11 protein-coding genes and 1 pseudogene are annotated in these 11,738 nt (G+C 64.5%); 8 read left to right on the plus strand and 4 right to left on the minus strand.

The window, feature by feature from the left end; all coding sequences use genetic code 11:
• Positions 1-26 precede the first annotated feature (26 nt).
• From OQE56_RS12670 to OQE56_RS12690, 5 genes are all read left to right on the plus strand, one after another.
• A complete protein-coding gene (locus tag OQE56_RS12670; RefSeq protein ID WP_267224779.1) occupies positions 27-884 on the plus strand; it encodes a UDP-2,3-diacylglucosamine diphosphatase in 858 nt (285 codons plus the stop codon).
• Positions 885-1,064: 180 nt separating this feature from the next.
• Positions 1,065-1,988, plus strand: coding sequence for a Grx4 family monothiol glutaredoxin (grxD, locus tag OQE56_RS12675; protein WP_267224781.1), 924 nt, complete (start codon positions 1,065-1,067; stop codon positions 1,986-1,988).
• A 185-nt stretch (positions 1,989-2,173) separates the two neighbouring features.
• On the plus strand, positions 2,174-2,839 hold the full coding sequence (locus OQE56_RS12680; protein WP_267224784.1) for a response regulator: 666 nt from the start codon (positions 2,174-2,176) through the stop codon (positions 2,837-2,839).
• Complete coding sequence (locus tag OQE56_RS12685; RefSeq protein ID WP_267224786.1) at positions 2,814-4,217, plus strand: sensor histidine kinase; 1,404 nt, start codon at positions 2,814-2,816, stop codon at positions 4,215-4,217. The genes OQE56_RS12680 and OQE56_RS12685 overlap by 26 nt, the downstream gene beginning before the upstream one ends.
• A 199-nt stretch (positions 4,218-4,416) precedes the next feature.
• The gene (locus tag OQE56_RS12690; protein WP_267224787.1) at positions 4,417-5,784 is read left to right on the plus strand and encodes a glutamate--cysteine ligase; all 1,368 of its coding nucleotides are present in this window, start codon (positions 4,417-4,419) and stop codon (positions 5,782-5,784) included.
• Between the two features lie 131 nt (positions 5,785-5,915).
• On the opposite strand, the gene dcp is transcribed toward OQE56_RS12690, so the two are convergent.
• From dcp to bioD, 3 genes are all read right to left on the minus strand, one after another.
• Positions 5,916-8,123 (minus strand): peptidyl-dipeptidase Dcp, encoded by a 2,208-nt coding sequence (gene dcp, locus OQE56_RS12695; protein ID WP_267224789.1) that lies wholly within the window; start codon positions 8,121-8,123, stop codon positions 5,916-5,918.
• 95 nt (positions 8,124-8,218) lie between these two features.
• Positions 8,219-8,569, minus strand: coding sequence for a hypothetical protein (locus OQE56_RS12700; RefSeq protein WP_267224791.1), 351 nt, complete (start codon positions 8,567-8,569; stop codon positions 8,219-8,221).
• A gap of 55 nt (positions 8,570-8,624) precedes the next feature.
• Positions 8,625-9,296 (minus strand): dethiobiotin synthase, encoded by a 672-nt coding sequence (bioD, locus tag OQE56_RS12705; RefSeq protein WP_267224793.1) that lies wholly within the window; start codon positions 9,294-9,296, stop codon positions 8,625-8,627.
• A gap of 80 nt (positions 9,297-9,376) precedes the next feature.
• On the opposite strand from bioD, the gene OQE56_RS12710 reads away from it, so the two are divergent.
• Entirely contained in the window at positions 9,377-9,868 is a 492-nt protein-coding gene (locus tag OQE56_RS12710) for a GAF domain-containing protein (protein WP_267224795.1), read from the plus strand.
• 59 nt (positions 9,869-9,927) lie between these two features.
• Here OQE56_RS12710 and yihA read toward each other — a convergent pair whose 3' ends face one another.
• Complete coding sequence (gene yihA, locus OQE56_RS12715; RefSeq protein WP_267224797.1) at positions 9,928-10,563, minus strand: ribosome biogenesis GTP-binding protein YihA/YsxC; 636 nt, start codon at positions 10,561-10,563, stop codon at positions 9,928-9,930.
• 109 nt (positions 10,564-10,672) lie between these two features.
• On the opposite strand from yihA, the gene OQE56_RS12720 reads away from it, so the two are divergent.
• On the plus strand, positions 10,673-11,452 hold the full coding sequence (locus tag OQE56_RS12720; RefSeq protein ID WP_267224800.1) for a c-type cytochrome: 780 nt from the start codon (positions 10,673-10,675) through the stop codon (positions 11,450-11,452).
• 68 nt (positions 11,453-11,520) lie between these two features.
• Positions 11,521-11,738 (plus strand): annotated as a pseudogene (locus OQE56_RS12725) (thiol:disulfide interchange protein DsbA/DsbL); the annotation flags it as partial.

Consider the following 11,738-nt stretch of genomic DNA (forward strand, 5'->3'; position numbering starts at 1 on the left):
CCCGGTAACCACCGGGAGAGACTGCCATGGCGACCTTCCACTGCCGCAGCGCCTTCATCTCTGACGTGCATCTGGGCACGCCCGACTGCAAGGCCAGCTACCTGCTCGACTTCCTGCGCAAACTGCGTTGCGAAAAGCTGTACCTGGTCGGTGACATCATCGACATGGAAGCACTCGCGCGCCGCACGTGGTGGCACGCCGATCACGGTGCGGTGATTGCCGAAGTGCTCGACCTCGCCCGGCGCGGCGTTGAAGTGACCTATATCCCCGGCAATCACGACGCCCCGGTGCGCGGCCTCGCCGGCCAGATCTTTGGCGGTGTGAAAATCGAATTGGATGCGGTGCACGAGGGCGCCGATGGGCGCCGCTATCGCGTTAGCCACGGCGACGAATTTGATCCGGAGCAGATTGGGCGCACATGGATGGTGCACCTGGGGGAAGTGATGCATCGCTTTATTTGCTGGACCAACCGCCGGGTCCACGCGATGCGCCGCCGCCTTGAACTGCCCTACCTGCCGTTGTCGATCATCGTGAAGTCGCACATCGGCAAGGCGCTGGCCTATATCCGCGCCTATGAGGAACGCGTGGCCAGCGATGCGCGCGAGCGTGGCTTCGACGGCCATATCTGCGGCCACATCCATTTCGGCCACGTGCGCGATATGGATGGCGTGCTGTACCTCAACGACGGCGACTGGGTGGAACACTGCACCGTACTGGTGGAAGACCACACCGGCGCGATGGAACTGATCCACTGGAGCGAGCAATACGCCCCGCTGGGCCGCGCCAGCCGCGAACTGGTGCTGCCCTCGCCTGCCGCCGCGCTGGCGCTGGCACCGCTGACCCGTGCCAAGCTGGACCTGACGGAACTGCGCCCGGCAGCTTGAGAGCGGGCCTGAGAGCAGGAGCGAGTTAAGAGGAGTGAGAAGTGAGAGAGAAGCAAGGCTCCGCACTCTCACTTCTCACTCCTCTTAACTCACTCCTCGCCCTCCCCCCTTGTTTCCCCTCAAAGCGGCGGCATATGCAAAGGGCTACAATTTGCCTTCTTTGCCGGAGTCTCCCGCCCCATGTCCCTCGACAGCGCCACCCGCGAACGTATCGAATCCCTGCTGCAGAACCACCGCGTGGTGCTGTTCATGAAGGGCACGCGTCAGCAGCCCATGTGCGGCTTCTCCGCCGCCGCCACCAACACGCTCAATGAGCTGCTGCCGGAATACCACACGGTAAACGTGCTGGAAGATCCGGAAATCCGCGAGGGCATCAAGGCTTACGGCGACTGGCCGACCATTCCGCAGCTCTACGTACAGGGCGAGCTGGTGGGCGGCGCCGACATCATTCGCCAGATGTACGCCAGCGGTGAGCTGCATCAGCTGTTCGGCGCGAGCGCGCCGGATCGCACCCCGCCTGAGATCACCATCACCGACAAGGCGGCCGAAGCCATCCGCCAGGGCACCGCGAACGCCCAGGGCCTGGCCCTGCACCTGGAAATCGGCCCGGACCACAGCGCCGGCTTCCAGCTGGCGCCGGGCAGCGACCACGACATCGTGGTCACCTCCAACGGCATCGAAGTGCATTTCGACCCGGGCAGCGCCCAGCGCGCCAAGGGCATCGTGATCGACTGGGTTTCCACCGTGCAGGGCGAAGGCCTGAGCCTGAAGTTCCCGGGTGCGCAGGAGATCGGCTCGCTCACCGTGCAGGAGCTGAAGGCCCGTCTGGCTGCCGGCGACCTCACCCTGGTGGATGTCCGTCCGGCCCAAGGCCGCGCCCAGGCCGCGCCGCTGCCGCAGGCCCGTGTGCTGGAAGAGGAAGGCTACGAAACGCTGGCCAACCTGCCCAAGGACACGCCGATCGCCTTCATCTGTCACCACGGCGTGTCCAGCCGCGGCGTGGCCGAGCGCTTTGCCGCGCACGGCTTCACCAAGGTCTACAACGTCGAGGGTGGCATGGACGCATGGGCCAGTGAGATCGATACCTCGGTGCCGCGTTACTGACCGCGCACAGTGCCGTCATTTCAAAAAGCGCCCTTTACGGGCGCTTTTTTTGTCTGAGATACCCAGTTAACGAGCAACGCCAGCCGTCAAGTGACATTTTGGTAACCCGGCGTAAGTAAACGACTCGTTAGGTTGACTACAGAACAGCCTGCTAGCATGTCGGGACCGTTCTAGTGTCCTGCCTTATGCGTATCCTGCTCGTCGAAGACGATTCCCTGGTGTCCGATGCCATCAGCCGTGGCCTGGTCGGGTCTGGCTATGTGGTCGATGCAGTCGCCGACGCCGAGTCGGTGTCGGCCCGCCTGTCGGACACGCACTACGATCTCGCCATTGTCGACCTTGGCCTGCCCGGCGAAGACGGACTCTCGCTGGTGCGCCGCCTGCGCCGCAGCGGCAGCGCACTGCCGTTGCTGATCGTGACCGCCCGCGACGGGCTGGACGATCGCATCAATGCGCTGGACCTCGGCGCGGATGACTACCTGGTCAAACCCTTCGCGCTGCCCGAGCTTGCCGCACGCTGCCGTGCGCTGATCCGCCGCGCCACCGCGGCGGCAGCCAACGAGATCATCATCGGCGGACTGCGCATCGACCTGGCCGGACGCCGTGCGCTCAATGCTGAGGGTGAGGTGCTGGAGCTCACCCGCCGCGAATGGTCCATTCTCGAGTGCCTGGCCCATCACAGCGGTCGCGTGGTGAGCAAGGAACGCCTGACCCAGGCCATCACCGGCTGGAGCGAAGACATCTCGGGCAATGCCATTGAGGTGCACGTCTCGCGCCTGCGCAGCAAGCTGGGCGGCTCAGCCACGGTGCGCGGCATCCGCGGCCTTGGCTACCGCCTCGAAGATGCCTGAGCGCAAACGCACGTCGAGCGTTCACGGGCGGTTGCTTGGCTACCTGCTCGTGCCGCTGCTGCTGTTGCTGGTGGCCGGTGTCGCGGTGGATCACCATGTCATCGTCAGCCCGATCCACAGCGCGTTCGACCATTCGTTGTCGCGTTCGGCGCTGGCGATCGTCGCGCGCATCCGCCCCGGCTCGAATGGGCAGCCGCAGGTGGGGCTGCCGCAGTACCCGCCATTGCCGCTGCGCGCCATGGCCGACGAGCGTTTCTTCTATCGCGTCAGCACGCCGGACGGCCAGACCATCGCGGGTACGCCTGAGCTGCCTCTGGCGCCCGAAAATCGTTCTTCGGATGGTTTCAGCTACACCAATATCCAGTTCCGCAACCAGCCCTTCCGGTTGGCCAGCTACCGCACCAGCGAGTCCGGCACACCGCTCATTGTGAGCGTGGCGGAAAACCCCTTGCGCCGTGACCGTGCGGTGCATCGCCTCGACGTGGCCTTTCTGATCAATGACACGGTGCAGATGGCAGCGGTGCTGCTTATCGCCCTGATCGGCATACGCATTGCGCTGCGCCCACTGCAACGTTTGAGCAAGCAGATCGCGGGGCGCCCACCGCTTTCCCTGTCGCCGCTACCCATCGAGCAGGTCCCGGCCGAAGTGCGACCGGTGGTCGCGTCGCTCAACACCGTGCTTGGACGCGTGCGCGATTCCGTGCTTTCGCAGCAACACTTCATGGCCAACGCCGCGCACCAGTTGCGCACGCCATTGACCGGCCTCAAGGCCCAACTGGAAGTGCTCACCCGCGAAACCGTCGGCACGCCGCTGCAGGAACGCATCAGCCTGCTGCAAGGCGGCGTGGACCGGCTGGCGCACACCGCCAATCAGCTGCTCACGCTGGCCCGCGCCGAACCCTCAGCCCACCGTGCCAGTCATTTCACTACCGTGGAGCTGGCTCACCTGGTCGGTGAAGTGATCGATGGCCTGCTGGACCGCGCCCTCGCACGGGGCATCGACCTGGGAGCGGATACGCAGCCGACCCATGTCAGTGGCGTGTACTGGCTGCTGCACGAGCTGTTGATCAACCTGATCGACAACGCCATTCGCCACACGCCGCCCGGCGGCAACGTCACCGTTCGCTGCGGCGTGGTGGACGGACACGCCTTTCTCGAAGTGGACGACAGCGGCTGCGGCATTCCGCCGGAGGAACGCACCAAGGTCCGCGAGCGCTTCTACCGGGGCGCTGGCAGCCATGCCGACGGCTGCGGTCTTGGCCTGGCCATCGTCGATGAAGTGGCGCGCGTGCACGGTGCACAGCTCAGCATCCTCGACGGCTCCTCCGGGCGGGGCGTCCGCATGCGCATCGATTTCCCCGCGGCCTCGCAGGGGTAATGTCTCGCACCGCTGCGCCGCACCCGCCGGACGGCTGATCCGTCTTCGCTGACGCAACACGCCGCTGCAGGTAAACAGAGCAAGGCGGCGCCCCTGTGGAACTCTTGGGGGCGCCCAAATTCAAAAGTTCGGATAATCGGCACTTTGAATTAGGATGCGTCGCCCCCAGAGTGGAGGCACCCTTTGCAAGGAGTCCCCTGTGTCCATACCCAGTGCCGTCAAGAGCACGCCGATTGGTAGCCGCCAGCAACTGACTGATTACCTGGCTGCGGGGGAAAAACCGCGCGATGCCTGGCGCATCGGCACCGAGCATGAAAAGTTCGGCTTCCTCACCGACACCCTGCGTCCGCCTACCTTCGAGGGCGAGCGCGGCATCCGTGTCCTGCTGGAAACACTGGCTTCGCGCTACGGCTGGGAGGTCGCCCGCGAAGGTGACGCCCCGGTCGCGCTGTCACGCGACAAGGCCTCCATCACCCTGGAACCCGCCGGCCAGCTGGAGCTTTCCGGCGCGCCGCTGGAAACCATCCACCAGACCTGTCTTGAGGTTAATTCGCACCTGTCCGAAGTGCGTTCCATTGCCGAGGGTCTCGGCATGGGCTTTCTCGGCATGGGCTTTCAGCCGAAGTGGCGCCGCGACGAGATGCCCTGGATGCCCAAGGGCCGCTACAAAATCATGCGCGAGTACATGCCCAAGGTCGGCAACCTCGGCCTGGACATGATGACGCGCACCTGCACCGTGCAGGTGAACCTGGATTTCGAAAGCGAGGCGGACATGGTGCGCAAGTTCCGCACCAGCCTCGCACTGCAGCCGATTGCCACCGCCCTGTTCGCCGACTCGCCGTTTACTGACGGACGTCCAAACGGCTACCTGTCGTATCGCTCCCATGTATGGGAAGACACCGACCCCAACCGCACCGGCATGCTCGACTTCGTGTTCGAAGACGGTTTCGGTTACGAGCGCTACGTCGACTACATGCTCGACGTGCCGATGTACTTCAGCTACCAGAACGGCAACTACATCGATTTGTCCGGACAGGACTTCAAGCGCTTCATGGCCGGCGAGCTGCCTGCCCTTCCCGGCGTGCGCGCCACCATGAAGGACTGGGCCGACCATCTCACCACCGCGTTCCCGGAAGTGCGCCTGAAGCAATATCTGGAAATGCGCGGCGCCGATGGCGGCCCGTGGAATCGCCTGTGCGCGCTGCCAGCGTTCTGGGTCGGCCTGCTGTATGACGACGAAGCACTCAGTGCCGCCTGGGATCTGGTCAAGGACTTCAGCCGCGCCGAACGGCACGCGCTACGCGATGGTGTGCCAAAGCAGGCCCTGAAGCTGCCGTTCCGCCAGCACACCGTGCGCGAACTCTCCGCGGAAGCGCTCAAGATTGCCGCACATGGCCTCAAGCGCCGCGCACGCCTCAACCGCGGTGGTGCCGACGAAAGCATCTTCCTGGAACCGCTGATCGAAATCGTCGACGCCAACCTGACGCCCGCCGAACGCAAGCTCGAACTGTTCAACGGGCCATGGAACGGCAGCGTCGATCCGGTGTTCCGCGAATTCGCCTACTGAGCGATTCGACCGGACCTTGTCCGTACCTATCGGGCTCCGTAGCGATACGGAGCCCGTTTTTCTTTGTGCCGGCATGACCAAAAGAAAAGGGCCGGCATAGCCGGCCCTTTTTTTGTGCGGCGAAAGAAGTATTACTTCTTCTGCGGCGCTTCTTTCAGACCACGATTGAGCAGCATCGGCTCGATGCTCGGATCCTTGCCGCGCCAGTCCTTGTAGAGCTTGCTCAGCTCGACGGTGTTGCCCTGCGAGAGAATCATCGCGCGGAAACGATCGCCGTTCTCGCGGGTCATGCCACCCTTGTCGACAAAGCCCTGGAACGCGTCGTCGGCCAGCATTTCCGTCCACAGGTAGGCGTAGTAACCGGCGGCGTAGCCGTTGCCCCAAATGTGCTGGAAGTAGCTGGAGCGATAGCGCGGCGGCACATAGCTGAGGTTGATCTTGGCCTTGGCCAGCGCGTCCGCTTCGAACTTGTCCGGATCCTGCTTGGGCACATCGGCACCCAGGCTGTGCCAGCTCATGTCGAGCAGGGCGGCCGAGACCAGCTCGGTCATGTCGTAGCCCTTGTTGAAGGTCTTGGCCTTCTTGATCTTGTCGACCAGCGCCTGCGGCATCGGCTCGCCTGTCTGATAGTTCTTCGCGTAGTTGGCGAAGATCTTCGGATCGGTGGCCCAGTGCTCGTTGAACTGCGACGGGAACTCCACGAAGTCGCGCGCCGTGGCGGCACCCGACAGGCTCGGATACTGGGTGTTGGCGAAGATGCCGTGCAGGCCGTGACCGAACTCGTGGAACATGGTGATCACATCGTCGAACGACAGCAGCGCCGCCTGGCCCGGTGCCGGCTTGGTGAAGTTGGCGACGTTGAAGATCACCGGCTTGGTGCCCATGAGCTTGGACTGGTCAACCAGGTTGCTCATCCAGGCGCCGCCGTTCTTGTTGTCGCGCTTGAAGTAGTCGCAGTAGAACAGCGCCAGCGAGCTGCCGTCCTTGTCGAACACTTCGAATACGCGCACGTCCGGCTGCCACACCGGAATGTCCTTGCGCTCCTTGAAGGTCAGACCGTAGAGCTGATTGGCGGCGTAAAACACGCCGTTCTGCAGCACATTGTCCAGCTCGAAGTACGGCTTGATCTGCGACTCGTCGAGATCGTACTTGGCCTTGCGCACCTGCTCGGCGTAGTGATTCCAGTCCCAGGCCTCGACCTTGAAGCCACCCTTCTGCTGGTCGATGACGTCCTGGATGTCCTTGGCCTCGCGCTCGGCGCGCGCGGTGGCGGCCGGAGCGAGTTTGTCCATGAAGCCCAGTGCAGCTTCGGGCGTCTTGGCCATCTGGTCTTCCAGCTTCCACGCCGCGTAGCTGGAGAAGCCCAGCAGCTTGGCCTGCTCAGCGCGAATCTGGGCGATGCGCGAGATCAGTTCGCGGGTGTCATTGGCATCGCCCTTCTCGGCGCGATTCCACGATGCCTTGAACAGCGCCTCGCGGGTCGGGCGGTCATTGAGGGTCTGCAGGGCCGGCTGCTGCGTGGTGTTCTGCAGCGGCAGCACCCACTTGCCGTCGAGCTTGCGGCCCTTGCCGGCTTCGGCGGCAGCGGCGACATCGCCTTCGGACATACCGTCGAGCTTGGCCTTGTCGTCGACCACCAGCGCGCCGTCCTTGGTGGCGGCGAGCAGCTTGTTGGTGAACTGCGTGCTCAGGCTCGACTCTTCTTTGTTGAGATCCTTGAGCTTGGTCTTGTCGGCATCGGACAGCTTGGCGCCGCCACGCACGAAGTTCTGGTAGGTGACTTCGACCAGGCGCCTGGATTCCGGATCGAGCTTGAGCGAGTCGCGCTGGCTGTAGATCGTCTCGATGCGCTTGAACAACTTATCGTTCATCACGATAGCGTCCTGGTGCTCGGCGAACTTCGGCGCTTCTTCTTCCTGCACCTTCTGCAGGGTGTCGTTGGTGTTGGCACCGCTGACCGCGTCAAACGCGTGCATGGCACGGCTCAGCAACTGGCCGGACTTCTCCATCGGAACGATGGTGTTCTCGAAGGTCGGCGGCTCCGGGTTCTCGGCGATCTTTTCGATCTCCGCCAGATGCTGCTTCATGCCTTCCGCGAAGGCCGGCTGGTAATCGCCATCCTTGATTTTGTCGAACGGCGGCGCCTGGAACGGCAGGGTGCTGGGTTCGAAGAACGGATTCACGGCGCTGACCTCGGCGGCGGCGGGTGCGGCGGCGGTGCCGGCCTTGGCGGGCGCCGTGCTGGCGGGCGCGGGCTGCTGGGCTTGCTCGTTCGACTGCTGCGAGCAGGCGGCGAGCGCGATAGATGTGGCAATCACAAGCGTGCGGAGACGAAGCATCAGGGTTCCCTATGGGGCGGTAGTGCAAACCCCGAGCCTAACCACACCCCGGCGCGGGTGCCAAGGGTCGGAAGTCCTGATGATCTGTGACTCTGCTAGGCCTTGCGCATGTCGCGCAGCTGCCAGCACGGCCCGATCAGCAAGTTCAGGCGGTGGCGCACGATGCTCATGGGCAAGTCGGTAATGAGATCCACGTCGATGCGCAGATCATCCACGCGCGCGCTCACCGTTGCCGCCGGATCAATCACCGCCTGCGACGGGTCGACGTCATCCGGGTCCGCCTGCATCGCCCGCCAGCGCTCGAACAGCGTCGGCGTACGCATCGCTTCTTGCACTGCAGCAGCCAGATCGTCCGGCCCGGCGCCGTCGTAGCTCAGCGCCGGCACGGGCCCCTTCGCCTGACTCAGGTCGTCAATGGACAGGTAGTAGTGGCTACGAAAAGGCATGACCTCGGCTCCCTGCGTGATGAATGGGCGTATGCAAGCACATGCCGCGTGAAAATCAGTCCAGGATGGCCGAAAGATCCAGATGCGACACCGCCGCATGCGGTGGCACGCCATACGGCAACACGCCCAGGCAGGGGGCCGGCAAAAGCTGGCGTAGCGTATCCACGTTCTCGTCCACGGCTTCCATGGCCGGATCGATGCGATTGCCGATCCAGCCGACCAGGCGACAACCGTCAGTGGCGATCGCCCGCGCGCTGAGCAGCGCGTGATTGAGGCAACCCAGGCGCAACCCGACCACCAGAATGACCGGAAGCTGCCATTGCCGCGCGATATCCGACGCCATCAGGCTGCGCGACAACGGCACGAGCCAGCCACCCACTCCCTCCACCAGCACGACGTCCTGAATACCGCGCAGACGTTCGAAAGCTTCGTTGAGCGGGGCGAGCCGGATCTCCACGCCCTCGTGTGCCGCAGCAAGATGTGGCGACAACGCTTCACGCAAGGCCACCGGATTGACCCATTCGTAGGGCATCAGCGTACTGCTGGCCGCCTGCAGTGCCAGCGCGTCGTCATTGCGCAAACCCTCGGGCGTCTCCGTGCAGCCACTGGCCACCGGCTTCATGCCGCACGCATTGCTGCCCCTCGCACGTATCGCATGCAGCAGTGTGCAGGTGGCGTGGGTCTTGCCAACGCCGGTATCGGTACCCGCGATGAAGAATGTCGACATGCGCCTGTCCCCTGGTGGCAGCCACGCCGAAGCTACCCGGCCGGCGCATAATACGTCCTTTGCTGCCGAGGCTCATGCCCATGTACGAAGTGAAGACGCAGGCGTATGCCAGCAAGCGCGAGCACTACGCGGATCTTTGCCTGCAGGCGCGCGGCTTGCTCGAGGGCGAATCGGACATCACCGCCAATGCCGCGAACTTTGGCGCCCTGATCTATCACAGCCTGCCCGACCTGAACTGGTGCGGCTTTTATCTATTCGACGGTACCGAACTGGTAGTCGGCCCGTTCCAGGGGAAACCAGCGTGCATCCGTATCGCGCTGGGCCGGGGCGTATGCGGCACTGCCGCGCAGACGCGGCAGACGCAGCTCGTGCGCGACGTGAATCAGTTCGACGGCCATATCGCCTGTGACGCAGCGTCGCAGTCGGAGATCGTGGTACCGCTGACGCGCGCCGACGGCCGTCTATTTGGCGTCTGGGATGTCGACAGCCCGTCCATCGCCCGCTTCGACGACGAAGACCGCGCCGGCATGGAGGCACTGTGCGCGGTGTTCATGGAAAGCGTGAACCGCTGAAGGGCGGCCCCGGAGCCCGCTCACACTATCCGTGCGAGCAGGCCCTGGTGTGTCGCGCTTTATTCGCGCGGCGTGTTGAGCAGCGTCATCACCGTCGCGCGCGCCTCATCCACGCCGGTAGGCGTTTGCGACGAGAACATCTGCGCGGTGGCCTGGGTGCCACCGGCAACCAGTTCCTTGCGCAACGCCGCCAGCGACTGCATCGCCTGGCTCCGCGACAATTTGTCCGCCTTGGTCAGCAACACGTGACACGGCAGATGGGTGGCGAAGCAGAAGTCCAGCATCATCCGGTCGAACTCCTTGAGCGGATGGCGAATATCGGCGATCAGCACCACTCCGCGCAGGCTGCGGCGTTGATGCAAGTACGCGTCAATTTCCTGCTTCCAGTGCGCGCGCAGCTCCTCAGGCACTTTGGCGTAGCCATAGCCAGGCAAGTCGATGAGCCTGGACGGCAAAGCCGGCTGGCCCTCGCCCTGGATCAGCGGTGGCAGCGAAAACGCCACCATTTGCTGCGTGCGACCGGGCGTTTTTGACGTGCGTGCTAGACCGCGATGCCCTGTAAGAGTATTCAGTGCGCTGGACTTGCCTGCGTTGGAGCGACCAGCAAAGGCCACCTCCGCGCCATGGTCGGAAGGAAGTTGTGCGATTCGATGAGCAGCCAGTACGAACTGGGCGCCCTGCAGCGGATTGGACATGGTTTGACCGGCTAAGATGGCGCAGAGATAATCCGTGAGTTTCTGCCAGTTGCGGACGCGCCCATCAGCGTGGCCGCGCAGCCATAGCAGTTTTTCGGGAGACAAGTGTATGAGTTTTCGGCCCGCCGGTTTCCGGCCCGCTGTTGTTGGTTATGCCGTAGCCCTCGTCTTTGCCCTGTCTTCTGGCGTGGTTCTCGCCCAGGAAGCGAAGGCCCCCGCCCCCGCGGGTACCGCCGCAGCCCCGGCTGCAGCCGCCACCGCCGAACCGGCCAAGCCGGCCGAAACCGCCGCTGTGAAGCCGGGTGACGCCACCGCCGGCGCTGGCAAGGCCGCCGTTTGCGGCGCCTGCCACGGCATGGACGGCAACTCCAGCGACGCGCAGTACCCGAAGCTCGCCGGCCAGAGCGAGTCGTACATCGCGCGCCAGCTCACCAACTTCAAGACCAGCAAGCGCCAGAACCCGATCATGCTCGGCATGGCCTCGCCGCTGTCCGAGCAGGACATGCACGACGTCGGTGCCTACTTCGCCAGCAAGAAGTCGCTGCCGGGCGTCGCCGATCAGGCGCTGGTCGAGCGCGGCCAGCAGCTCTACCGCGAAGGCGACACCACCAAGGGCGTGCCGGCCTGCATGGCTTGCCACAGCGTCGATGGCCGCGGTAACCCGGGCGCCATGTACCCGCAGCTCACCAGCCAGCACGCGCAGTACATCGAAGCCACGCTGAAGTCCTGGCACGACGGCACCACCTGGGGCGACGATGCGCACGCGCAGATCATGCCCGGCATTGCGAAGAAGCTCGACGAGAAGGACATCGCGGCTGTCGCCAGTTACATTGAAGGCCTGCACGCGGCTGACAGCGCGGGCGGTTCCGGCAACTCTGCCGCCAAGTAATTGTCCCTGACACGCCGGCCGCAAGCCGGCGTGTCCGTTCCATGACCCGCAAAGTTCCGAGGACCACCATGCTCAAGCGTTTGTCGTTCCTGTGTACCGCCCTGCTCGCGCTTGCCGCGTGCAGCAACAACAACGACAACGCCAGCCAGGCACCGCAGCCGACACCGGCACCCGCCGCCACTGCCCCGGCCGCCCAGCCGCCGGCCGCGTCGACGGCCGCCGCTCCGGCGGCTGCCAGCACGGCCGCTCCGGCGCCCGCCGCCACCGCAGCGCAGGCTCCGGCACC

The sequence above is a fragment of the Dyella silvae genome, from assembly GCF_026421305.1.
Classification (GTDB): Bacteria; Pseudomonadota; Gammaproteobacteria; order Xanthomonadales; family Rhodanobacteraceae; genus Dyella; species Dyella silvae.

Bases quoted from the DNA above. Each gene is read 5' to 3' on its own strand.
- OQE56_RS12670 (WP_267224779.1), top strand. From the start codon at position 27: ATGGCGACCTTCCACTGCCGCAGCGCCTTCATCTCTGACGTGCATCTG.
- grxD (WP_267224781.1), top strand. From the start codon at position 1,065: ATGTCCCTCGACAGCGCCACCCGCGAACGTATCGAATCCCTGCTGCAG.
- OQE56_RS12680 (WP_267224784.1), top strand. From the start codon at position 2,174: ATGCGTATCCTGCTCGTCGAAGACGATTCCCTGGTGTCCGATGCCATC.
- dcp (WP_267224789.1), bottom strand. From the start codon at position 8,123: ATGCTTCGTCTCCGCACGCTTGTGATTGCCACATCTATCGCGCTCGCC.
- OQE56_RS12700 (WP_267224791.1), bottom strand. From the start codon at position 8,569: ATGCCTTTTCGTAGCCACTACTACCTGTCCATTGACGACCTGAGTCAG.
- bioD (WP_267224793.1), bottom strand. From the start codon at position 9,296: ATGTCGACATTCTTCATCGCGGGTACCGATACCGGCGTTGGCAAGACC.
- OQE56_RS12710 (WP_267224795.1), top strand. From the start codon at position 9,377: ATGTACGAAGTGAAGACGCAGGCGTATGCCAGCAAGCGCGAGCACTAC.
- yihA (WP_267224797.1), bottom strand. From the start codon at position 10,563: ATGTCCAATCCGCTGCAGGGCGCCCAGTTCGTACTGGCTGCTCATCGA.
- OQE56_RS12720 (WP_267224800.1), top strand. From the start codon at position 10,673: ATGAGTTTTCGGCCCGCCGGTTTCCGGCCCGCTGTTGTTGGTTATGCC.